Source organism: Brachybacterium halotolerans subsp. kimchii (genome assembly GCF_020792675.1).
GTDB lineage: Bacteria > Actinomycetota > Actinomycetes > Actinomycetales > Dermabacteraceae > Brachybacterium > Brachybacterium halotolerans.
This window is the reverse complement of the sequence record NZ_CP086254.1, coordinates 3,077,382-3,101,246: the sequence shown is the minus strand read 5'-3', so window position 1 is coordinate 3,101,246 and position 23,865 is coordinate 3,077,382. Positions and strand designations below refer to the sequence as shown.

General features: G+C 71.6%; 17 protein-coding genes. 13 read left to right on the top strand and 4 right to left on the bottom strand.

Features of this window, described 5'->3' with window-relative positions; genetic code table 11:
* The first annotated feature begins 14 nt into the window (after positions 1 to 14).
* From Bra3105_RS13900 to Bra3105_RS13870, 8 genes are all read left to right on the top strand, one after another.
* Complete coding sequence (locus Bra3105_RS13900; protein WP_228357309.1) at positions 15 to 926, top strand: PfkB family carbohydrate kinase; 912 nt, start codon at positions 15 to 17, stop codon at positions 924 to 926.
* A gap of 360 nt (positions 927 to 1,286) precedes the next feature.
* Positions 1,287 to 1,820: a glutathione peroxidase gene (locus tag Bra3105_RS13895; RefSeq protein ID WP_228357308.1), complete on the top strand. Its 534-nt coding sequence runs from the start codon at positions 1,287 to 1,289 to the stop codon at positions 1,818 to 1,820.
* Between the two features lie 96 nt (positions 1,821 to 1,916).
* Complete coding sequence (locus tag Bra3105_RS13890) at positions 1,917 to 3,056, top strand: SPFH domain-containing protein (protein WP_200502397.1); 1,140 nt, start codon at positions 1,917 to 1,919, stop codon at positions 3,054 to 3,056.
* Positions 3,057 to 3,208: 152 nt separating this feature from the next.
* The gene (locus tag Bra3105_RS18500) at positions 3,209 to 3,337 is read left to right on the top strand and encodes a hypothetical protein (RefSeq protein WP_267061763.1); all 129 of its coding nucleotides are present in this window, start codon (positions 3,209 to 3,211) and stop codon (positions 3,335 to 3,337) included.
* Entirely contained in the window at positions 3,334 to 4,896 is a 1,563-nt protein-coding gene (locus Bra3105_RS13885) for an arylsulfatase (RefSeq protein ID WP_228357307.1), read from the top strand. The genes Bra3105_RS18500 and Bra3105_RS13885 overlap by 4 nt, the downstream gene beginning before the upstream one ends.
* Before the next feature lie 123 nt (positions 4,897 to 5,019).
* Positions 5,020 to 7,935: a PD-(D/E)XK nuclease family protein gene (locus Bra3105_RS13880; RefSeq protein ID WP_228357306.1), complete on the top strand. Its 2,916-nt coding sequence runs from the start codon at positions 5,020 to 5,022 to the stop codon at positions 7,933 to 7,935.
* On the top strand, positions 7,932 to 11,294 hold the full coding sequence (locus Bra3105_RS13875) for a UvrD-helicase domain-containing protein (RefSeq protein ID WP_228357305.1): 3,363 nt from the start codon (positions 7,932 to 7,934) through the stop codon (positions 11,292 to 11,294). The genes Bra3105_RS13880 and Bra3105_RS13875 overlap by 4 nt, the downstream gene beginning before the upstream one ends.
* Positions 11,287 to 11,997, top strand: a complete 711-nt coding sequence (locus Bra3105_RS13870) for a nucleoside/nucleotide kinase family protein (RefSeq protein ID WP_228357304.1) — start codon at positions 11,287 to 11,289, stop codon at positions 11,995 to 11,997. The genes Bra3105_RS13875 and Bra3105_RS13870 overlap by 8 nt, the downstream gene beginning before the upstream one ends.
* Before the next feature lie 112 nt (positions 11,998 to 12,109).
* Here Bra3105_RS13870 and Bra3105_RS13865 read toward each other — a convergent pair whose 3' ends face one another.
* The 4 genes from Bra3105_RS13865 to Bra3105_RS13850 form a co-directional block, all read right to left on the bottom strand.
* The gene (locus Bra3105_RS13865) at positions 12,110 to 13,012 is read right to left on the bottom strand and encodes an aldo/keto reductase (protein WP_228357303.1); all 903 of its coding nucleotides are present in this window, start codon (positions 13,010 to 13,012) and stop codon (positions 12,110 to 12,112) included.
* 368 nt (positions 13,013 to 13,380) lie between these two features.
* Positions 13,381 to 14,493: a LacI family DNA-binding transcriptional regulator gene (locus tag Bra3105_RS13860; protein WP_228357302.1), complete on the bottom strand. Its 1,113-nt coding sequence runs from the start codon at positions 14,491 to 14,493 to the stop codon at positions 13,381 to 13,383.
* A 43-nt stretch (positions 14,494 to 14,536) separates the two neighbouring features.
* Positions 14,537 to 16,210, bottom strand: a complete 1,674-nt coding sequence (locus Bra3105_RS13855; RefSeq protein WP_228357301.1) for a fucose isomerase — start codon at positions 16,208 to 16,210, stop codon at positions 14,537 to 14,539.
* A gap of 101 nt (positions 16,211 to 16,311) precedes the next feature.
* Positions 16,312 to 17,463: a glycoside hydrolase family 172 protein gene (locus Bra3105_RS13850; protein ID WP_228357300.1), complete on the bottom strand. Its 1,152-nt coding sequence runs from the start codon at positions 17,461 to 17,463 to the stop codon at positions 16,312 to 16,314.
* A gap of 446 nt (positions 17,464 to 17,909) precedes the next feature.
* Between Bra3105_RS13850 and Bra3105_RS13845 the strand changes: the two genes are divergently transcribed.
* From Bra3105_RS13845 to Bra3105_RS13825, 5 genes are all read left to right on the top strand, one after another.
* Complete coding sequence (locus Bra3105_RS13845) at positions 17,910 to 19,322, top strand: ABC transporter substrate-binding protein (RefSeq protein ID WP_228357299.1); 1,413 nt, start codon at positions 17,910 to 17,912, stop codon at positions 19,320 to 19,322.
* Entirely contained in the window at positions 19,319 to 20,338 is a 1,020-nt protein-coding gene (locus Bra3105_RS13840) for a carbohydrate ABC transporter permease (protein WP_228357298.1), read from the top strand. The genes Bra3105_RS13845 and Bra3105_RS13840 overlap by 4 nt, the downstream gene beginning before the upstream one ends.
* Positions 20,328 to 21,212 (top strand): carbohydrate ABC transporter permease, encoded by an 885-nt coding sequence (locus Bra3105_RS13835; RefSeq protein ID WP_228357297.1) that lies wholly within the window; start codon positions 20,328 to 20,330, stop codon positions 21,210 to 21,212. Before Bra3105_RS13840 ends, Bra3105_RS13835 begins: the two co-directional genes overlap by 11 nt.
* A gap of 356 nt (positions 21,213 to 21,568) precedes the next feature.
* Positions 21,569 to 22,927, top strand: a complete 1,359-nt coding sequence (locus tag Bra3105_RS13830) for an extracellular solute-binding protein (RefSeq protein WP_228357296.1) — start codon at positions 21,569 to 21,571, stop codon at positions 22,925 to 22,927.
* Complete coding sequence (locus tag Bra3105_RS13825; protein ID WP_228357295.1) at positions 22,924 to 23,865, top strand: carbohydrate ABC transporter permease; 942 nt, start codon at positions 22,924 to 22,926, stop codon at positions 23,863 to 23,865. Before Bra3105_RS13830 ends, Bra3105_RS13825 begins: the two co-directional genes overlap by 4 nt.

The following is a 23,865-nucleotide window of genomic DNA, read 5'->3' as shown; positions in this document are numbered from 1 at the left end:
CCTAGACTCGGGCCATGCCCCGCGTGCTGCACACCGCCCAGGCTCTCGTGGACCTCGTCGTCGAGGTGCCCGCGCTGCCGCCGCGCGGCGGCAACGTCAACGCCGCCGACGCCCATCGCTTCGCCGGCGGCGCGGTGAACATCCTGGTCGCGGCCGCCCGCGCCGGCGCCGAGGCCGTCCACGGCGGCGCCCATGGCACCGGGCCGAACGGGGACCTGGTGCGCGAGGCCCTCGCGGCCGACGGGATCGCTCTCGCGACCGCGCCGATCGCCGACGAGGACACCGCCGAGTGCATCGTCCTGGTCGAGCCGAGCGCCGAGCGCACCTTCGTCACCGGCTACGGCGCCGAACGGCGCATCACCGCGGCCTCCCTCTCCCGGCTGGACCCGCAGCCCGGCGATCTGCTGTGCCTCTCGGGCTACAGCTTCTTCGCGCCCACCCGCGACCCGCTCCTGGAGTGGCTCGAGCAGATCCCGGACGGGGTCGAGGTCGTGCTGGACCCCGGTGCGCCCTTCGCCTCCTTCGACGAGGAGCTGCGCGAGCGCGTGCTGCGGCTCGTGACCGTGTGGACCTCGAACGCGGACGAGGCGCTCGCGCTCACCGACCGCGACGGCCTCGAGGACACCCCGGAGGCCCTCCACCGGCGGATCCGGCCGGGAGGCGTCGTGATCGTGCGCGACGGCGAGCGCGGCTGCACCGTCTTCCACCACGGCCGCGGCACCTCGCTCCCCGGATTCCCGCAGACCCCCGTGGACACCAACGGCGCGGGCGACACCCACACCGGCGTGCTGCTCGCGGAGCGCGCCCTCGGTGCGGACTGGGAGACCGCGGCGACCCGCGCGAACGCCGCCGCGGCGATCAAGGTGACCCGGCGCGGGCCCGCGACCGCGCCCACGCGCGACGAGGTCGACGCCTTCCTCGCGTGAGCTGGTGCGCGGGCTGCGTGACGGGACGGGCGGACGGACGGCGCAGGCGGGCGGAACGATCCCGGCTGAGCGCGCCCGTCGATCGGCGGTCCCGCCGGCCGGACGCACTCAGGTTCTGTGGAGTGGGACACGTTACGATGGCGTAGCCCGATCGCGGACGCACGCGTCGGCGGCCCCCACTCTCGACATCCTCCGCGGTGCTGACGCGCCGTCGGCCCTCGCGCGCCGACGCGACGCTCCTCGCCGCGGACGCCTCACCGGCCCGCCCACCGCACGCACATCGCCCCACGCCCCATCACGTCACCACGCCCCGTCGCCCATCACGCGACCACGCCACCACGTCCTCGAGGAGGAGCACCCATGGCGGCACAGCCCGACCTCCATGCGTCGTCCCCGCGCACCCTCACCCTGCACGACTTCACCGCCACCTCGATCACCGGCGAGGAGGTGCCGCTCGAGCGGTACCGCGGGCAGCTCGTGCTCGTGGTGAACACGGCCTCTCGCTGCCTGTTCACCCCGCAGCTGCGCGACCTCGAGGACCTGCACCGCAGGCACCACCACCAGGGCTTCTCCGTCCTCGGCTTCCCCTCGGACCAGTTCCACCAGGAGCTCGAGGGGGACGAGCAGATCGAGGTGTTCTGCTCCGACAACTTCGACGTCACCTTCCCGATGTTCTCGACGGTGAAGGTCAACGGCCCCGAGGCGCACCCGGTGTTCTCGTGGCTGCAGACCCAGAAGGGCGGCCTCATCGGCGGCCGCATCAGCTGGAACTTCACGAAGTTCCTCGTCTCGCCCGAGGGCCGGGTGCTGCGCCGCTACGCGCCGCCCGTGCCGCCCTCGCGCATCGAGCGCCGCATCCGCGAGGAGCTCGGGGCCGGGATCGACGGGACCTGACGCGACCTGGGCCGATCCCCTGCCCACTGATAGCGTGACCTGAGTCCCATCCCGTGCGATCGCACGGGATGCACACGCACAACGAGAGGGGATCCCATGGAGGGGGCCATCGCCGTCCTCATCGTGATCGTCGTCCTGGTGGTCGTCCTGGCCATCCTTGCGGCGCTTCTGTTCGGGGGCCTGCGCACCAGCATCATGTTCACGGTGCACACGCAGGAGAACGTGATCGTCGAGCGCTTCGGGAAGTTCAAGCGCGTCGCCACGCCCGGCCTGAACGTCAAGGCGCCGTTCGTCGATTCCACGACCCGGCCGATCTCGCTGCGCATCCAGCAGCTCGAGGTCAACATCGAGTCCAAGACCAAGGACAACGTGTTCGTGACGGTGCCGGTCGCGGTGCAGTACGTCATCAAGGAGGACCAGGTCGTCGACGCCTATTACCGGCTGTCGAACCCTGAGAACCAGATCCGGTCCTACGTCTTCGACACGGTGCGCTCGGCGCTCTCGGGCCTCGAGCTCGACGCGGCCTTCGAGTCGAAGGACGACATCGCCCGCAGCGTCGAGAACACACTGAGCGAGCGCATGCGCGAGTTCGGCTTCAACATCGTCAACACCCTGGTCCAGGACATCTCTCCCGACCAGCGCGTGCGCGACTCGATGAACTCGATCAACGCCGCCCAGCGCGACCGCGTCGCCGCGCAGTCCCTCGCCGAGGCCGACAAGATCAAGCGCGTCACCCAGGCCGAGGCGGAGGCCGAGTCCAAGCGCCTGCAGGGTGAGGGCGTCGCCGCGCAGCGCAAGGCGATCGCCATGGGCATCGCCGAGCAGTACGAGATGCTGCGCAAGGTGGGCATCGAGTCCAGCGCGGAGCAGCTGCTGCTGATGACGCAGTACTTCGACACCATGCAGGACGTGGCCCGCAACGGCCGCTCCAACGTGCTGTTCCTGCCCTCGAACCCCGGCACCGTCGGGTCGATGGGCGACGAGATCCGCACCGCGATGCTCCAGGCGCAGGCCGCGCAGGATGCCTCGGACGCCGGCGCGGGCGACGCCTCCGCGGAGGCCGACGAGAGCCGCCGTCAGCGCGCCGAGGCCGCCCGTCGGGCAGCCGCTCAGCGGGCCCAGGAGGCCAAGGCCGACGCCCAGCGCGCCGCGCAGAACGCGCAGCAGCAGGCGCAGGGGAACGGCGGCCAGGGCGGCCAGCAGCCGCCGTGGGCGCACCCCGGCCAGCAGGGCTGATACGACGGGAGCGGGTCCGCGCCGCCCGCTCCGCCCCGGTCGCGGATCCGGTATCCCACCGGGGCGAGCATTCGGCGTAGCAGGAGGTCGGGTCGCGTGCCATATGGCGCGTGGCCCGACCTCCTGCTACGTAAAGTGCACGCCCTGCCTGGATGGAGACGGCCCCGCCGCGCAACCTCCCCTTCTACCGCCGGCTCGGATACGAGGTCGTCCACGAGGCGCCCTTCGCCGGCGGCACGACGACCATGACCCGACTGGTGCGCGACACAATGGCCCCATGACACCGTCGTCCATCGAGCCGACCGCGCCCCTCTCCCGACCCAACCTGATCCTGGTCTGCGTCGACCAGATGCGCGCCGACGCGCTGGGGATCAGCGGCAACGAGCACATCGACACCCCGTACCTCGATCAGCTCGCGCGCGGAGGCTTCCGCTTCACCAAGGCCTACTCGGCGACCCCCACGTGCGTTCCCGCGCGGGTCGCCCTGCTGACGGGCAAGAGCCAGGAGGCGCACGGCCGTTACGGGTACCGCGAGGGGATCGACTTCCCCGCCGCGTATCCCACGACCCTCCCGTCCACCCTGCGCGATGCGGGCTACCAGACCTTCGGCGTGGGCAAGATGCACGTCTTCCCCGAGCGGGCGCGCTGCGGCTTCGACGACGTCCTCCTGCACGACGGATTCCTGCACACCTCGCGAAGGCTCTCGTCCGGTCCGTCTGGCGCGATCGACGACTACGTCGATTGGCTGCGCCGGGCGACCGGTGATCCGCGCGCCGACTACCAGGACACGGGGATCGGCTGCAACGCGATGACCGCGCGACCGTGGGAGCGCGAGGAGCGGCTGCACCCCACCCGCTGGGTGGCCGACGAGTCCTTCCGACTCCTCCAACGACGGGATCCGACACGCCCGTTCTTCCTCTACATGGGGTTCCATCGGCCGCACGCGCCCTTCGATCCGCCCGGCTGGCTGTGGGAGAAGTACCGCTCGCGCCCGCAGGCGCGCCGACCGATGGGCGCGTGGGTCTCCCGCTTCGACCGCTTCCGTCGGGACCACGAGGTGGAGGCCGAGTTCGGCGCGCGCAAGGAGTCGGTGCACCAGGACGTGCGCGCCGGCTACTACGGGAGCATCGAGTTCATCGACCTGCAGATCAACAGGCTCATGGAGAACCTCAGCGATCTGGGACTGCTGGAGAGCACCACGATCGCCTTCGTCTCCGATCACGGCGAGATGCTCGGCGACCACGACATGTACCGCAAGTCCGTCGCCTACGAGGGATCCGCACACATCCCCTTCCTGCTGCACGTGCCCGCCGCCCTGCGCGAGGACGGGGCTGCGCCGCGCGCCGTCGACGAGATCGTCGAGCTGAGGGATGTCATGCCCACCCTGCTCGACCTCGCCGGCGTCGCGATCCCCGAGGGCGTCGACGGGCAGAGCCTGCTCCCGGCGCTGCGGTGCGGGGCCGAGGTCGACTCCGATGCCGATGCCGACGCCCGCCCCGGCACCGACACCGCCGAGCCCGTGCGCGACCACCTGCACGGCGAGCACGTGATCGGCTCCCTCGGCCACCATTCGATGCAGTGGATCCGCACCCCGAGGTTCAAGTACATCTGGTTCTCCGGCGACTGCCACGAGCAGCTCTTCGACCTCGCGGCGGACCCGCACGAGCTCACCGACCTCGCGTCGGACCCCGCCCACGCCGAGGAGCTGTCCCGGCACCGGGAACTGCTGGTCACGGCGCTCACGGGCCGTGAGGAGGGGTACGTCGAGGACGGCCGCCTGGTGCCCGGGCGCACCCCTCGCTCCGAGGAGAGCTGGGTGCGGGAGTTCGCGCGGCTGTGAGGGCCCGGAAGCGGTCGCCGAGCCCGCAGGACGGTTCACCGGTCCTCCCCACATCCCGTCCATGCACATCGTGGCGCGGGATGTCGGCCTGCTCCCCTACTGTGTGAGCGGAAGGAGGCGCACATGGAGATCGAATTCGGATGGACAGCCGACGGCGCGGACTGGGCGAGCGCATCCGCGCATCGCGCACGGAGCACGTCGACCGACGGCCCGGCGGGCGAGAACGACGCCGCACCGGACGCGCGCCTGGGCCCGCGCGGCCTCGTGGCCCTGCTGCAGGGGCGCCTCGCACTCACGCACCCGCCCGTCGAGCAGGCCGTGCGCATCGCGCAGACCATGCGCCTGATCGGCGAGATCATCGCTGAGCGGGAGGGCGCAGGCGCAGGCGCAGGTCAGCGCGGAGGGCCCCGGAGCAACCCCGAGGAGTTCTGGCCTGAGCACTCCTTCGCCGTCGACCCCTGGAGCACCGCCGCCCACCTCCTGCGGCTGCGCGACGCGAGCATCGAGGCCGGCTGGAACGCGCCGGATCCCGTCCACCGACTGCCCGCACGGCTCGCCGCGGTGCGGGACCTCGAACACCGTGCAGTGGTCGGCATGCCCGGGACCAGCGGCGACGGCGGCCTCCCGGCATCCCTCTCCCCCGGGCCGGCCGATGATCTCCGGGACGTCATCGCCACCCTCGTCGAGCTCGACTCCCTGGGCGTCACGTGGCCGCTCGGGATCGACGCCATCACGCTCGCGGAGTACCCGACCGCGCTGCCCGGCCTGTGGCCGCGGCTGTTCGAGCTGCTCGACGCCGCCGGGGTGCGCCTGCGCCACGCGGGCACCGGGCCCCAGCATGCCCCGGACCTCGAGGTCGTCCAGTGCCTGGACGAGTGGAGCGCGGCGGACGTCGCCGCTCGGTTCCTCTCCGCCCCCGCGGGCCCCGATCCGACCGGGTCCGACCAGGTCCCGCTGAGCGTCCTCGCGACGACCGACACCACCGTGCTGGACCGTGCCCTGCATCGTCGGGGCATGCCCGCTCTCGGCGCCGTCGAGCCGTCCACCGACCGCGCCCATCACCAGGTGCTCGGGCTGTTCCTCGACGTCGCGACCGCCCCTGTGGACGTCCACCAGCTCGCGGCGCTGCTGGACCTGCGGGTGCTCCCGGGCATGCACCGGGACGACGAGCCGATCGGACTGGTCCCGGCCCCCGTCCGCCGGGAGCTGCTGCGCGCACTCACCCGCGAACCCGGCATCGGACCGGCGTGGCGCGAGGCCCTCGCGAGACTCGAGGAGAAGTCGGCGTCGGCCCCCGCGGAGAGCCGTGACCGGGAGCGTCGGGCGCTCGAGGCCGCGCGCGGCATCGATCGACTGGTCCGCGACCCGCTGCCCGCCGACGGCCTGCTCCCCGGCGCGATCGCCGGGCGCCTCGACCTGCTCACCGAGCGCCTGCGCGCCGTCGCCCGCGGCGAGGGGGACCTGCTCGCGAGCCTCGCGCAGGTCACGGCGCTGCGCGAGGTCCTCGGGATGCTCGGTCCGGGCGCCCCGCTGAGCCGCCGCACCCTGCAGCAGGTCATCGACGCGTGCGGCGGTGCGGGCCGCTCCCCGCTCGCCCGCGCGGAGGTCGCCCCGTGGGCGGTCACGACCCGACCCGCGCAGCTCCACGCCGAGGGCGGCACCGTGCTGTGGTGGGGCCCCGCCGAGGATGCACTGCCCTCCCCGATGCTCTGGGACCCGGACGAGGTGCAGACGCTCGAGGAGTTCGGCGCCCGCCTGCTGCCGCCGGCGCAGGAGTCCGCACTGCACGTGGGCGCGGCCCTGCGCGCGCTGCGCGGAGCGAGCCGCCTGATCGCCGTGCTCCCCGGGCGCCGTCTCGAGAAGGAGCCGACCCCCAGCGGTCTGCTGACACACCTCGAGTCCGCGGCCGGACGGTCGGCGAAGGACCGCCTCTCCCCTGCGCAGCTCATCGACGGGACCACCTGGTCCCTCGCCGGTCGCAGCCTGCCCCTGCGCACTCCCGATCTGCAGGAACCGTCCTCGCAGCAGCTCACGTCCCGCAGCGCGGGACACCGCCTCGACCACCTCCTGCCCGAGCGCATGTCCTTCACACAGGCCCAGGCCCTCCTGGAGTGCCCGCACCGCTGGGCGCTCGAGTACGCCCTGGGGATCCGCCCCGCGCAGGTCGCCTCCCTGCCCACCGGCCCCCGGATGATCGGCACCCTCGTCCACGCGGTCGTCGAGACCCTGGTGGACGAGCGCACGGACCCCGGGCTCGGCGGCGCGTCCCTCGAACCGCCCGACCCCCGGCGCATCGGAGAGGTGTTCGACGCCCTCGTCCCCCAGCTCGCCTCCGAGCTCGACCTGCCCGGGCGTGCCTTCGAGCGCACCGAGGTCCGCGACCGGGCGGTGCGCAGCCTGCGCGAGCTCTTCGCCGGGCTCGCCGATGCAGGCCTCCGGGTCACCGGCACCGAGTCCGAGTTCTCCCGGCCGCTGACGCTCCGGCTGGCCGGCGGGCCCCACGAGGTGGTGTTCGGCGGCAGCCGCGACCTCGACGCGCAGGACGCGGACGGCCGCCCCACCGTCATCGACCTCAAGTGGTCCTTCTCCCGCACCCGCTACGGGGACCTCTTCGACACCGGCGAGGCCATCCAGCTCGCCTCCTACGCCTGGTCGCTCGCCGAGGACCCGGACTCCCCGGCCGACGCCGATCATCCGGCCGACGTCGGCTACTTCCTGCTGCGCAACGGGGAGTTCGTGAGCGCGAACCGCTCTCTCGACGCCCACCGCCGCACCCCGATGGACGTGGACGACGCCTGGCGCCGACTCGTCGAGGGCGTGCAGCAGCGACTCGACGAGATCGCCGGCGGCACGGTCGCCCTGGGCTGCCAGCAGCTGCTCGAGGCCGCCGGCATCCCCGCCGACGCCGAGTACAGGCCGCGCCAGAAGGTCGTGGCCGCCCAGCGCGACCTCGCCCGCGCCGAGGGCGGCATCCTCGTCGAGGACCACTGCGCCCGCGGCGACTACGCCCAGCTGTGCCTGCTCACGGGAGGGAAATGATGAGCTTCACCCTGATCAACGCCTCCGCCGGCTCCGGGAAGACCCACACGCTCACCCAGGAGATCGCCGACAGGATGAGCGCTGGCCTCGAGCCCTCCCAGCTCATCGCGACCACCTTCACCGTCAAGGCGGCCGACGAGCTCTCCGATCGCGTGCGCCGCACGCTCCTCGAGCGCGAGCAGACCGAGGCCGCCCGCGGCATCGACAGCGCCCTGATCGGCACCGTCAACGCCGTGGCGGGCGAGCTCGTGCGCGAGTTCGCGCTCGACGCCGGGATCTCGCCCGACGTGCAGGTCCTCGACCAGGACCGTGCCTCCGCGGCCTTCGACGCCGCGATCGACGAAGCCGTCGCCCGCGCGGGGGAGCGTGCGAGCGACCTGCTCGCACGCACCGAGCACGACGGCGAGAAGAGCGCCGCCAACCCGTTCGCCCCGTCCTCGTTCTGGCGCGATCACGTGCGGGACCTCGCCTCCCGCGCGCGCACCAACGACGTGGGCGCCGACCAGCTGCGCCGGAGCGCCGACGCCTCCTGGGACGACTTCCGCGCCGCGGCGCTGCCCGAGCCCGGCACCGAGGATCGTCGCCGCGCCTGGCTCGGCCGTCTCGACACCGTGCTCGACGGGCTCCAGGCCGAGGTCGACGGCGCCGCCGGCGGGACGCCGCAGGAGCAGAAGAGCGCCGGCGTCATCGCCAAGAGGCTCGAGACCCTGCGCCAGCTGCGCCGCACCCTCGGGCAGGGTGCGCGCACCCCCTGGTCGGCCTGGGCGAAGCTCGCCCGCGTCGCCGCCGGCAAGGCCGCCGACCCCGAGGGCGGCGGCACGTACGTGTACAGCAAGGACGTGGACACGGCCCTCGTCGGCCTCGCCCTCGAGATCGCCGAGGAGCTGCCCGCGCATCCCGTCATGCAGCGCGACATCCGCGGGCTCATCGAGCTGGTCGTCACCACCGCCGCGGACTCCCTCGAGGCCTATGCGCAGTTCAAGAACGAGCTCGCTCTCATGGACTTCATCGATCAGGAGGTGCTCGCCCTGCACCTGCTGCGCACGAGCGAGCGCGCCCGCTACGCGATCGGCGCCCGCTTCCGCCTGCTCGCGGTCGACGAGTTCCAGGACACCTCCCCGATCCAGCTCGCCCTGTTCCTCGAGCTGGGCCGCCAGATCGAGGACCTGATCTGGGTCGGCGACCCCAAGCAGGCCATCTACGGCTTCCGCGACGCCGACCCTGACCTCATGCGCGGCGTGCTCGAAGCGGTGAGCGAGGGGGGCACCGAGCTCGGCGAGGGGACCATCCGCGATCTCGAGCACTCGTGGCGCTCCCAGGAGCAGGTCCTCGATCTCGTCAGCGCCGTCTTCCCGCAGGTCTTCCCCGACCTGCCGCGCGAGCGCGTGGTCCTCGCCGCCGCCCCCGAGGCCGCAGCGCGCCGGGCCGAGGCCGGTCGGATCGACGGCCGGATCGAGGCCTGGATCCCCGCGTTCAGCAGCCGGCACAAGAGCGCCCCCGAGCACGCTGCCGCGATCGCCGACGGCGTGGTGCGCATGCTCGCCGAGGACGAGGTCGGTCCCGGCGACATCGCGGTCCTCGTGCGCAGCAACGCGCAGGCCGCCCAGGTGGTCTCCTCCCTGCAGGCGCGGGGCGTCCCCGCCTCCGGCCAGGGCGGCTCGATCCTCGGCACCCGGGAAGGGCGGCTGGTGCGGGCCGCGCTCGCGGTCACCCTCGACGTCTCCGACTCCCTCGCGCTCACCGAGCTCGTGGATCTGCTGCCCGACCATCCGGCGCATGAGAGCTGGTTCGGCGACCTCACGGCCCCCCGCGATCGCGAGGGCCGTCGGGAGGTGCTGCAGTCGTGGTGGGAGGCCGATGTCCTGGCCGGGCTGCGCGCCCTGCGCGAGGACTGCATCGCGCTCAGCCCCGTGGAGATGATCGCCGCGGTCATCGACGCCCTCGACCTGACGGAGCGGATGCGCTCCTGGCCCCTGCCCGAGCAGCGCCTGCGCACCCTGGACGCGCTGCGGCGCCTCGCCGCCGACTTTGCGGACCAGGCGCGCTCGGCCTCGGCGCCCATCACCCTCACCGGGCTCCGGGCCGTGCTCGACGAGACCGAGGCGGGCCCGGACCTCACCGGCATCCCCGACACCGTGTGGGTGGGCACCATCCACGGTGCGAAGGGACTCGAGTGGTCACGCGTGGTCGTGATGCTCCCGGCGAAGGCGACCGAGCGCGCCCATACCGGCGGCGTTTTCGTGATCCCTGCTGAGGAGCTCGACGCCCTGCGGCCTCTTGACGGCCGCTCCCTGCGCTACTGGCCGCGTGTGCTCGACGGCTACTCACCCTTGCAGGAGCTGCTCGCCGAGGCCGAGCATCCCCAGCGCGCCGCCCGCAAGGATCGCGAGGAGGCCGGCCGTCTGCAGTACGTGGCCCTCACCCGCGCGGCCGACGTCACCGTGCTCAGCGGCGACGGCACCGGATCGGCTCTCGATGCGCTCGTGGACGGCGACGCCCCTCTGCTCACCTGGGAGGCCGGGACCGACCGGGTCCACGTCTCCGATCACGGCGATCTGCCCGCGCGCGTGCGCACCACCGCGATCGAGGGGTCCGACGAGACCGACGGTCCCGCCTCCCGCGTCGGCCCGCGCAGTCCGCTCGCCGCGACCGACCTGCCTCCCGGCCCCCGCACCGGAGACGAGGGGCGGGCCGGTCGGGGCGCGGGCACGTCCGCCCGCTTCCAGGCCTCGGGCGTCGCCTCCGACGAGTCACTGGGCACCGTGCACCCACCACGGAGCATCGGCGCCGCGCTGGTCAGCGGCGGCGGACGGGACTGGAACCGCGTGGGCGAGGCCGTCCATGCCTTCCTCGCCCTCCCGCTCGCACAGCTCACGCCGGCCCTGCAGGAGCAGGCGGCGCTGCGGCTCGTCGAGCGCTGGGCCGTCTCGCGCGCCGTCGGCGCCGAGACCCTGCTGGCTGCCGGCCGCGCCTGGCAGGAGTTCCTCTCCGCCGAGTTCCCCGGGGCTCGCGTGCTCACCGAGCAGCCGATCGCCTGGTGGAACGAGGAGGAGCAGGTCATGGAGGGCTGGATCGACGCCCTCCTGGCGCTGCCCGACGGCTCCCGCGTGCTCGTGGACCACAAGACCTATCCCGGCTCCGACCCCGTGGGCCACGTGCGCGAGCACTACCTGGGCCAGATGGCGACATACGCGGCCGCGCTCGAGGCCACGGGCGGTGCCCCCGCGCGCATCCTCATCCACCTGCCCCTGCGCGGCGAGGTCCTCGAGGTGACGCTGCGCGAGCAGACGTCGAAGGCGGCGCCTGCTCTCGGGGCGGAGCCGGCCACCGATCCCGCGCAGGGCAGGGCGCATGTCTGAGCCCGCGGCATCCACCGACGCGGCACCCGGCGTCCGAGAGCGAGCGGCCGACGACGCGCCCGTCGTCGTCCCCGAGTCGCAGGCCGTGCAGGCCGCACGCGTGCTGCTCGACCAGGCGCGACGCAGCGGCGGGCGCCGCCTCCTCGGCATCGCGGGCGCACCGGGCGCCGGCAAGAGCACGCTGACCGCGCTGCTGGCCGAGGAGCTGCCCACGGGCAGCTGCGTCGTGGTCCCGATGGACGGATTCCACCTGGCCGACGTCGCCCTCGAGCGTCTGGGGAGACTGGATCGCAAGGGCGCCCCGGACACCTTCGACGCCGCCGGGTACGTCGCCCTCCTGCAGCGGCTGCGCACCGCTCGTCCTGAGGATCCGCCGGTGTGGGCGCCGATGTTCGAGCGCGACCTCGAGCAGCCCCTCGCCGGGGCGATCGAGGTGCCCGGCGAGATCCCGCTCGTGATCACCGAGGGCAACTACCTGCTGATGACCGAGGGGCCGTTCGCCCCGGTGGGCGCGATGCTCGACGCCCGCTGGTTCGTCGAGACCGACGAGGACGTGCGCCACGAGCGGCTCATCGCCCGCCACGAAGCGTTCGGGAAGTCTCCCGAGGCCGCGCGCGCCTGGTCTCTCGGCCCCGACGAGGCGAACGCGCGCCTCGTCGCGGCGACGAGGGCACGCGCCGACCTCGTGGTCCGCGCGAGCTGACGAGCCCGTCGGCGCCGCAGGTCCGGACCGGGATCCGGCCCGGGCCACGAGCCTCGATGCGAGCACGGACCTCGACCCGCGCGCGTGCCCGTGCCTGCGCCTGCGCCTCCGCTCAGCCCAGGATCGAGTTCAGATCCTCGACCTCCGCGGTGGTCAGCTGGAGGGACGGCGCCTGCGCCGAGTCGATGACGGAGGCGGGACGCGCCGCACCGGGGATCGGCACCACGTGCGGGCCCAGGCTCAGCTCCCAGGCGAGCACCACGCGCTGCGGGCTCACGTCATGGGCCTCGGCGACACGGGCGATCTGCGGGAACTTCTCGCCGACGGCCGCCGCGCCGCCGCCCGCACCGCCCAGCGGGCCCCAGGGCACGAACGCGGCGCCGATCTCCCGGCAGCGGCGCAGCTCGCCGAGGCTCGTGTGGAAGTACGTCGGGCTGAACTGGTTCTGCACCGTCGCGAGGTTCCCCGCACCCAGCACATCGAGCGCCACGTCGATCTCCTCGACGTTGGCGTTGGAGATGCCGACCTCGCGGATCAGCCCCTCCTGCTGCAGGGTCGCCAGGGCCTCGACGCCCTCCGCATAGCGGATGGAGCGGTCGGGGCGGTGCCAGTAGTACAGATCCACGGAGTCCTGACCGAGGTTCGCGAGAGTCTTCTCGAGCGCCGAGCGCAGGTAGGCGAGCGAACCGTCGCGTCCCTTGGACTCCTCCTGACCGTCCTTCCCCGGGCCGCGCACGATGCCGCCCTTGGAGGCGATCACGACGCCGCTCGCGTCACCGGACCAGGTGCGCACGCCCTCGGCCACGAGCTCCTCGTTGTGGCCCATCGTGTCCCAGCTGGGGGCGTACATGTCGGCGGTGTCGATCAGCGTGATGCCCGCGTCGAGCGCCGCATGGATCGTCGCGATCGCTTCGTCATGTGTGGGCGGGTTCTGGCGGCCGTAGGACAGGGGCATCGCCCCGTAGCCGATGGCCGAGACGGACAGGGAGCCGATGCGTCGCGTGATCGCAGTCATAGGGACAGGGTAACGCCGCAGGTGAGAGCGCGGAAAAGCCGTCCAGCAGGCGAGCCGAGACCTCCGCGGGAAACTTTTCGCAACACAGGGCTTGCGAAACCCGAGACGGCCCGGATAACGTAGTGCTCGCACCGAACGGAGCGTGTCGCAGTCGCTCCCCAGGTGCCACGGATGTCGCTGACGCGGTGGGAACCCGCCAGCAGTCGCGACCTTCACGCGCCGCTGATCGGAACATGGGGCGAACAAGTTCCGATCGGCGGCGCGTTCCGTCTTCCGGGGGCATGCGCACCACGAAGGTCTCGCACACCTCGAGAATCTCGACCCCACAGGGATCGGCACTCCTCACGGACCGCGGTGCCGAGGGCCGCTCAGCCCTCCCGGCGGCGCGTGGACTCCCGCTCGAGGATGCGCGGGCGCAGCAGGATCGTCGAGGGGTCCTCCCCCGGCTCCTGCATGCGCTGGCCGAGCAGGCGCGCGGCCGTGCGGCCCGTCGCGCGGATCGGCTGCTGGACCACCGAGACCGAGGGCGTGACCAGTCGGGTCCAGAGGTCGTCGTCGGTCGCGAGCAGACCGGGGACCCCCGCCCCACCCAGCGGGGCCGCAGCACCCGCCGCGCCGGCCGCGCCCGCGCGATCGAGTCCGCGCATCGCCTCGAAGGCCCCGGCCGACATCCGGTTGTTCGTCGCGTAGACGACGTCGGCCCAGCCCTCGGCGAGGACGGCCTCGGTGGCCTCCCGCCCCGAGTCGAGGTGCAGGTCGCCGCGGATCACGCGCGGCGCCTCGAGCGCACCGGCGCGCGACGACCCGGGGGCATCGTCGGCCGCAGCCCCGAGCGCATCACCACTGGTCGCCCCGACCCGCGACCACTCGGCGAGGAAGCCGCGCACGCGGTCCTCCGTCGAGGTCAGCCCCTCGGGACCGGTGAGGACGACGGGCCGGCGGAATCCCTGCTCGGCGAGGTGCTGGGCGCCGCGGCGGCCGGCGTCGAGGTTGTCGGTGACCACGAGGTCGACGTCGGCCCCGTGGACGCGGCGGTCCACGAGCACGAGCGGCGTCCCGGCCGCGAGCAGCGGCGTCACGTCCGAGAGGTTCTCGTCGACCACGGTGAGGATGACCCCGGCGATCTGGCGGCTGACCAGCTGCGGGAACACCTCGCGCTCGCGCTCGAGGTCATCCTCGGTGTGGGCGACCATCACCGAGTAGCCCTGGCCGCGCGCCATCCTCTCGACCTCGCTGATCACTCGCGTGAAGTAGGGGTTCTCGGCGTCGGGCGTGACGACGGCGACCTGGGCGGAGGCGCCGCTGCGCAGGGATCGTCCCGCGGCGTTGGGCACGTACCCGGTGGCGCGCACGGCAGAGCGCACGCGCCGCGAGAGCTCCTTGTCGACGTTCTGCGCGCCGTTGATGACGCGCGAGACGGTGGCCGTCGAGACCCCGGCAGTGCTCGCGACGTCGAGGATCGTCGGTCGGCGCACGTTCATCGCGGGGCTCATCTCGGGTCGGTCCGACGGGTGGCGGGGCGGGTCAGCTCTGGAGGACGGTGGCGTCGCCGCAGAGGTGGACCTGCACGCCGAGGCGGTCGAACATGGCGGCCTTCGCGGTCAGCGCCCGGTCCGCCGCAGCGGCGCTGTCAGCGTAGACCAGCTGGGCGTGGTTGGCCTTGTGGCGTGCCATGAACTGATCGCGGGAGACGCCGTCCAGGACCACGCTCGCGATCGGCCACTCCGGGTTCGTGGACTCCTTGCGCCGCGTCACCTCGGCCTCCGGGAGCTCCACGACCCGGCCGCGACCCACGTCCGCGTGCAGCGCGCCGCCCTCGATGTACACGCGGGACCACACGATCTCCCCGGGCCGCGAGACCCCGTTGATCGTGGACCCGCCCGCGGGGAAGAACGTCGGCCCCTGCCGCCAGCCCTCCGCGCCCGCATACCCGCCGGGCAGATGGCTGGGCGGCACGGAGCCGGAGATCTCGTAGACCCACACGTACTCGCCCTCGAAGTCCTCGCCCCAGCGCACGTCGTGCAGGGTGGTCGCCGGGTCCATGCCCATCGCCGACCACACCCGGTTGGTGATCAGCGCGTCGACCGCGACGCCCTCGTCGACCTCGTTGAAGTTCGGCAGGGCCTTGCCCTCCCACAGCACCCGCTCCCCGTCGCGGCTGGTGACCTCCGGGCGCTCGAGGTTGTTCAGCAGTCCCTCGACGAGGTCCGAGGCCGGGCACACGTCCTTCAGCCCCTGCTGGTACTGGATGCCCACCGCGTCCAGCCCGAAGTCGTCGCTGATCCGCAGGGCCGCGATGTACATCTTGTACTGCCAGCGCAGCTGGTTCTCCGTCAGCTCCGTCGCCTCGTCCGTGCCCAGGCGGAACGTCATCCCCGCATCGGTGAGCCAGCGCCCCACCGCATCGGCCTCCTCGTCGGGGACGGTCTGCATCTCCGCCCACAGCGCCGACTGGGACAGACGCTCCTTGAAGATGCCCAGCGGGTTCAGCAGCTCGTCGTCGATGATCGCGTTGTACATCCCCATGCAGCCCTCGTCGAAGATCCCGATGATGGCCTTGTCCTCGAGCAGCTGCTCCGCGAGCGCCGCCCCGAGACGCGACTCCGGGGTGTCCGCGAGAGCCGGCAGGTCCTTCACGTGCGAGGCATCGTGCTCGAGGGTGCCCGTGCGGGCCCACGTCGCGATGCCCTCTCGGAACCAGTCGTCGGTCCCGTCGACCGTCCAGATGCTCGAGTACTCCCTGCCCATCTTCGTCAGCCCGCCGTTGAGGTTCAGCAGACCCACCAGGCCCGGCCACTCGGGCGCGAAGTTCGCGACCGTGAGGATCGGCCCGCGGTGCGTGCGCAGGCCCGCCAGGACGTGGTGGCTGTACTGCCAGTTCGCGGTCGCCACCACGAGTGGTGCATCCGTCGGGATCGAACGGAACACCTCCATGCCCATCCGCTGTGAACGGATGAACCCGTGCCCGAAGTCCGGATCCGCCTCGAACGCGCGCCGCACCCTCACGCCCGCGGCCTCGAACGCCTCGGTCACCTGCCGCTCGAGCTCCTGCTGCGCGCCCCACGACTCGGTGTTCGCGCTCTCGCGCAGGTCACCGCTCGGGATCAGCCACACCTCCCCCTCGGCGGCCGACGGGCGCTGCGCGCGCTCGGGCAGGGCATAGGTGCGGGACTCGGTGGCGTCTGCGGTGGCGGTCATGATGGCTCCTTCGAGGATGGTGCGCGAGCGGAGGGTGCGAGCAGGTGCGTCGTGCGGATGCGTCGTGCGGGTGATGGGCGCGGCAGGCCGGGCGGGTGCGCTCAGTCCTGCGGGTCCCGGGGAGGGGTGGCGCCGATGTCGGGAACGGGGCCGGAGGCCAGGTGCACCTCCATGGCGTCGAAGTCGGGGGCGGGCGGGCGCTGCGTCGTCGGCCGGTCCAGGTAGAACAGGGCGGTGGAGGCGATGTCGTCGCGCAGCGGCAGGTAGCGCCAGCCGGAGCGCCACCCGAGGGCCTGGATGTCGACCTTGGGCAGGCCGGTCGCGAAGTGGATCGGGTCCGCCACGTGCCAGCGGTACATCCCGAAGCGCTGCTGGGAGGAGTAGAGGCCGTCGGGCCGGATGACCTGGGGCATGCCCAGGTAGGGGGTCGAGAACGCGGTGTACCCGCGGCCGGGGACGTCGAAGTTCCAGGCGCCGCCGAAGTAGTCCTCGGTGCCGGTGCCGCAGATGGTGGGGTGCTCGGTGTCGTCGTCCATGTAGAACTTGATCTCGCCCTCGCCCCACCAGCCGTTGGAGTTCACGCCCCAGGCGATGTAGGTGCCCACGTACTGCCCCTGCCCCTCGACGCCCTCGAGGAGGACGTGCGGGGTGCGGTCCGGCAGCGGGTTCGAGCGCCGCCACTGGGCGTGGAAGTACCCGTCCTGGCTGTGGTCGCCGCCGACCTCGTAGGTCACCTGGTAGTAGACGCGGGCGTCGACCCCGGAGGTGTTCTCGATGGTCAGGCGCGCGCCGTCGCGGAAGGGCATGGGCCAGTAGGAGTTGAAGCCGCCGTGGGGATTCGCGGCGATCATCTGGGAGTCGACCTGGGCGAAGCTGCTCCAGCCGCTGCAGAAGAAGTCACCGTAGGGGACCTCGACGGCGGGCTCCCCGGCCCCGTCCCAGTAGGCCCGCAGCACGAGGGTGCGCCAGTTGTCCGTGTGCGTGGTGATCCAGATGTGGGTGATGACGCCGGCGCCGTCGATGTCGGCGAGGTCGAAGGTCTCCCCCGCCCGCACGTCGACGCTCGGCGAGACCTTCCAGCCCACGCCGAGGTCGCGGGCGTTCGCCGCCCCGGTCCCCTCGCTCGCGCGGGCGCCGCCCCCGGCGGCCCCGTCGAAGTTCTCCGGGCTGATGGAGCGGGTGAGCACGGGACGCAGGCGGGCGAGGCCGGACGAGGCCGGGGCGGCGGGGGAAGCACCAGAGGGGTCGGACACGGGGTCACTCCTTCGTGAGCCGGGGGCCGACGGCTCGCGAGCGCTCGGGACCCTCGTGAGCGCACGGCGGTGCGGACAGTGCGGGCCGACGCAAGGAGTCGTCGGACGAAAAACGTTTACTCGGACTGTACGGAGGTGCGTCCGGCAGGTCAAGGCACCGACGCGATCCGGATCCACGGGAGATCTGCAGGAGAAACGCGGGGTCGACGTGCCGCGCTGCGGTCGCGACGCACCCGGGACGAAAGGACGATTGACGCGACCCGGACGCATTCGTACGGTGTCCGGTAATCGTTTCCTCGCGGAGTCGATGCCGCTGCGCTCTCGGGACTCGCGAGCGCGGACCGCGCCCGAGCATCACCGATGCCGGCCGCCGGCACTGCTGCGAGGAGCACACGCCGGCGGAACCGATGCCGCCGCGCCGTCGACGCGGTTCGAGGAGGAACCCCGTGCCATCTGCCCTTCCCCACCGTCGGCCCGCACCGCCGCCCGCAGGACACCCGCAGCGACGCTCGCACGGACGCCCGCAGCGCTCGGCCGGACGGATCCCCCGGCGCTCCCTGCTGGCGGGAGGCGCCGCCGCGGCGGCGAGCGTGCCGCTGCTCGGCGCGTGCGGCCGTGCGGACGCGGATCGCCCGCTGACCTTCTGGAACTTCTACAGCCCGGCGCCCCAGCAGGATCCGAACCTCGTCGCGCAGTCGGACTGGTTCCAGAAGGCGATCGACCGCTGGAACCACGCGGGCGAGCACGAGATCACCTCCGTCTACATGACGAGCGACCAGATGAACCAGCGGATGCCGGTCGCCTTCGCCTCGGGCGACGGCCCGGACATCTTCCTCATCTCCCCCGGCGACTACCTGCGCTACGCCAACGGCGGGGTGCTCGTGGATCTCGCCCCGTACATGGAGCAGGAGGCGATCGCGGACTACTTCCCCGAGGCGCTCACCACCCGGCGCGACGGCGACAGGATCTTCGGACTGCCCATGGAGCAGGAGCCCCTGGCCCTCTTCTACGACCCGGACCTGCTCGAGAAGAAGGGGGTCTCCGAGGGCGACCTGCCGAAGGACTGGGACGAGCTGCTCGAGCTCGCGGCGTCCCTCAGCACGGGCTCCACGACAGGGCTCGTGCTCGACGTCGACCCCGGCTACTACCAGAACTTCACCTTCTACCCGTGGGTGTGGCAGACCGGCGGGGACGTCATCGACCCGACGACGCAGCGTCCGGTCTTCGATGCCGATGGGCCCCGCGCAGCGCTCGAGCTCTGGGGCCGCGCCGTCTCCACGGGCGCCACGCCCCGCACCCGCCCCGCCAACGGCGACATCGTCTCTGCCTTCACCTCGGGCTACGCGGCGTTCTGGGAGTCGGGCGTCTGGGAGGTCATGAACCTGACCCAGAACGCACCGGACAAGAGATTCGGCGTCCTGCCGCTGCCACCTCCCCCGGGCGAGGAGTCGAGCACGATCCTGGGCGGCTGGGCCTGGTGCGTGAACGCGCGCGGCGCCGACCCGGAGGCCGCCGCCCGCTTCGTCGTGCAGACCCTCGGCTCCATGGACGAGCAGTCCATCGACCACATCGCCACCTGGAACGGGCCCGCCAAGGGGAACATGCCCGCGCGGCGCTCGGTCGACGCGAAGCTGCAGGCCGACGACGCCTACGCGGAGGAGCACCAGAAGATCTTCCACGACGAGATCCTGCCGACCGGCCGCGGCGAGCCCCGCTTCCCGCCCGTCGTCTACAAGGCCGTCTCCGACGCCCTGCAGTCCGTCGAGCTGGGCGGCGGGGACCCGGGCGAGGAGTCCGCACGCGCCCAGCAGACCATCGAGAGCTACCTCGAGACCTATGAAGGAGGCAGCCTCGTATGAGCGCCGCCGCAGACGTGAACGCAGACGCCGGCCCGGATCCGGGCCAGGGCGCCGGCCCGGGCGCCGATCCCTCCGCGTCCGCCGCACCGGGGCCCAGGACCCGTGGGGGCGGCCGGGGTCGGGGGCGCGCCCGCAGCCGAGCGCAGCGGGAGACCCGTGCCGCCCTCTTCTTCCTCGCCCCCGACGCCATCGGCCTGCTCGTGTTCGTCGCGATCCCGATGGCCCTCTCGGTGGTGCTGGGGTTCTTCTGGATCGACGGGTTCGGGAACTTCGAGTTCATCGGGATCGACAACTACGTGCGCATGGTGAAGGACCCGCAGTTCTGGAACAGCGCCCGGGTCACGCTGCTGTACCTGGTGGTGCTCGTGCCGCTGATCTACGTCGTCGGCCTGGGGCTCGCGCTGCTGGTCCAGCAGAGGTTCCCAGCCGTCGGCATCATCCGCTCCGCACTGTTCCTGCCCTACGTGATCAGCATCGTCGTGGTCGCGATGGTCTGGCAGTTCATGCTCACCGACCGCACCGGCGTGATCGCCTCGCTGCTCTCGGTCGTCGGCCTCGACGGGATCTCGTTCCTGGGCGATCCGAGGTTCGCCCTGGGCACGGTGATCGCGGTGACCGTGTGGCTGCAGATGGGCTACTACATGATCATCTTCCTGGCTGGTCTCCAGGACATCCCCGGCGAGCTCTACGAGGCCGCGCGCATCGACGGCGCGAGCGCCTGGCAGCGCCTCCGGCGCATCACCCTGCCGCTGCTCGCCCCCACGAGCTTCTTCGTGCTGCTGACGTCGATGGTCGCGGTCGTCACCGGCGGCCTCGACATGATCTTCGTGCTCACCAGCGGCGGGCCCGCGAACTCGACCTCCCTGCTCATCTTCTACATCTACCAGCAGGCGTTCCTCTTCGGAGATCTGGGATACGCGGCGGCCGTGGGCTCCGTGCTCGTCGCGTTCCTGCTGCTCTTCTCCGGCGCGATGTTCCTGCTCACCCGAGGAGGCCGGTTCTCCCATGACGACTGACACCCGCACCCAGGCCGCGCCCGTCGGCCGTCCGGGACCGCGTCCGGGACCGCGCCGTGGATCGCGGAGCAGCCGCCTGCGCTGGCTGCTCTTCGCGATCGGCCTGGTCCTCGCGCTCGCGACCGTGTTCCCGCTGCTGTGGATGGTGCTGGGATCCTTCAAGACCGCCGAGGAGGTCAACTCCCCGCAGCTGATCCCGAGCACCTTCACCCTGGACAACTACGTCTACGTGTTCTCGCAGGTGCCGTTCGCGCGCTACCTGTTCAACAGCTTCTTCGTCTCCGCCGCGGTCACGGTGATCGCGCTCTGGTTCCATTCGATGGCGGCCTACGCACTGGCGCGACTTCGCTTCCCCGGCCGCGAGAAGATCTTCCTGGGGATCTTCGCGACGATGCTGGTAAGCGCCCCGGTGACCATCATCCCGACGTTCATCATCGTGCGCACGCTGGGGATGGTGGACAGCTACGCGGGACTCATCGTCCCCGCGATCTTCAACGCCTTCGGCATCTTCCTGCTGCGCCAGTTCTACGTCTCCCTGCCCGACGAGCTCGAGGAGGCGGCGCTGGTCGACGGCGCGAGCTACTGGAAGATCTACTGGTCGATCGTGCTGCCGCTCTCCCGTCCGATCCTCGCGGCCCTCGCGGTCTTCTTCTTCCTCGCGAACTGGAACTCGTTCGTGTGGCCGATGACCGTGACCTCGGATCCGCACCTGCGCGTGGTCCAGCTGGGGATCCAGAGCTTCCAGCAGCAGTACGCGGCCGACTGGAACTACATCCTGGCCGCCGCGACCGTCGCGGCCCTGCCCACCCTGGGGATCTTCTTCGTCTTCCAGAAGCAGATCGTCGCCTCCATCAAGACCTCCGGCCTGAAGTGAGGGCCCGAGGAGGGTGCGTCGCCGTGGGCGGGGCGACGCACCCACAGCTGGGTCACGATGAGGAAACGATTACCACCTGATCGCTCTGCGCGCTGCCGCGTCGAACGAGCAGGTGGGCGACCCGCTGCGCACCACAGGGACGGAACCGCACCGCACAGCGTCGTCCGCACCTGTTGACCGAGCACCCACCCCTCTCTACACTCGGCGTAAACGATTTCTTCCGTCCGGGAGAGCGCCGCAGATGCCCGTCGGACCCGATGGAGGGACCCGACATGACGGGCATGGCGGATTCGGGCACACGGTGCAGGGACGCACCGGAAGAACGGTGCAGCGACGCACCGGGAGAGAGGCATCCGATGCGCAGAAAGACACTCCTCATCACCGCGGCCGCCGGGGCGGCGGCCGTCTCCCTCGCGGCGTGCGGCAGCGGCACGCCCGGCGAGAAGGCGAAGGACTCGAGGGCGAAGAACCGCACGAACGTCGAGTTCTGGGGCTCGGTCTTCACGACGCCGGAGAACGCCTGGTACAAGAAGGTCGTCGAGGACTTCAACGACGCGCAGGAGGACGTGTTCGTCAACTACCAGGTGATCCCCGCGGACGCCTGGGACCAGAAGCTCAAGGCCGCGCAGGCCGCCGGCAACGCACCGGACATGTACATCCAGGCGGGGCGTCTGGACACCGGGGCGCGCACCGGGCTCCTCCACCCCCTGGACGACCTCATCGACGCCTCCGTGTTCGACGAGGTCACCGACCAGGCCAAGGAGATCTCCCAGTACCAGGGGAAGTGGTACGGCTTCCCGCTGCTGCTCGAGCCGCAGATGACGCTGCTGTGGAACAAGGAGCTCTTCGAGAAGGCCGGCCTGGACCCGGAGAAGCCGCCGACGAGCTGGGACGAGATGTACGACGCGTGCGAGAAGATCGCGCCGCTCATGAAGAACGGGCAGTTCTGCGTGGGCACGGCCGCGGACCCGGGCACCTTCGGCTGGACCACGGTCGCCTCGCAGGAGCACGTCGCCGGGCACCTGCCGATCTCCGACGACTGGTCGAAGGCCGACGCGGAGGACCCCAAGTACGAGGATCTGATCGGCTTCTACAAGACCCTGCAGGGCAACAAGTGGATGCCCCGGCAGCCGCTGGGCGCGGGCAACTCCGCGCAGCCCTTCGGTGAGGCCAAGGTCGCGATGCTCTCGCAGGGCTCCTGGGCGATGTCGGAGATCGCCGCCGACTACCCGGACAAGGTCGAGAAGACGGGGATGGCGCCCTGGGTCCAGAACGACGGCGACCTCACGACCTCCATCTCGACGATCGGCAACATGAAGTGGCTGATCGACGCGAAGGCGAAGGAGCCCGAGGCCACGGCCACGTTCTTCAGCTGGGCGCTCGGCGGGGATCCCGAGGTCCTCAAGCCCTTCTTCGTGGACACCCAGTTCACCAAGGCGCCCGCCCGGCAGAAGGTCACCGACGTGGTCGACGCGGACCCGAAGTCGAAGGACGCGCCGTGGTCCTCGGTGGTCTTCGAGGACATCGTCCCCCACTGCGTCCCGGAGTCGCAGTACCCCGTCGACATCAACGAGGCGATGGGCGATGCGATCCAGGCGGGCATGACCGGCGAGGCCTCGGCGAAGGACGCCCTGAAGAAGGCGAACACCGAGATCCAGAAGGTCATCGACCGCGAGGAGCTCGCGAAGGTGCGCCAGGAGATGGACAAGAAGTGAGCGTCGCCGACGAGACGTCGGCGACCACCCCGACGCCGGAGGCGAAGGACCGTCTGCGGTCCACGCCTCCGCGCCGGGACTCGCTGATGGCCTACATCATGCTGGCGCCGGTGCTGGTGCTGCTGTCGGTCTTCGTGCTGTGGCCCGCGATCCAGGCCGTCTACCTGAGCTTCTTCGACTGGAGCTTCTACACGTCGTCCCAGTTCGTGGCGTGGAAGAACTACGCGAACGTGCTCGGCGACGACAGGTTCTGGCAGGCGATCCTGCGGGGACTCGAGTTCGTGCTGATGACGGTGCCCGTCTCGCTCGTGCTCTCGTTCCTCATCGCCTCGCTCGCCGTCTCGGTCTCCCAGAAGGTGTCCACCCTCCTGAAGATCAGCATCTACATCCCCTCGGTGATCTCCGGCGTGATCGCCTCGATCACCTTCGTGATGATCTACGACTACTCCGGGGGCATCCTCAACGCGCTCATCAACATCGTGGGCCTGCCCAACCAGGCCTGGCTGGGCGACCCGCGCTGGGCGCTCGGGGCGATCGCCCTGCCCGCCGTCTGGCTGGGCCTGGGCATCTCGACGCTGATCATGATCGCTGCCCTGCTCGACGTCCCGCAGAGCTTCTACGAGGCGGCGGAGCTCGAGGGCACCTCGTGGTGGCAGCGCACCCGGTACATCACGCTCCCGCAGATCAAGAACGTGCTGCTGTTCCTGCTGGTCACGGGATTCGTGGGCTCGATCCAGCAGTACGAGCTGCCGCTGGTGATGACGGCGGGCGGGCCGCAGCACGCCACCGAGCTGCCGAACCTCTTCATCTTCAACCACTTCCGGCAGGACACCTACGTCGGGTACTCGATCGCCGCCGCACTGCTGCTGTTCGTGGTGCTCGGGTCGATCTCCTCGATCATCTTCCGGATCGTGAACTCCGAGAAGCTGGTGGACTGA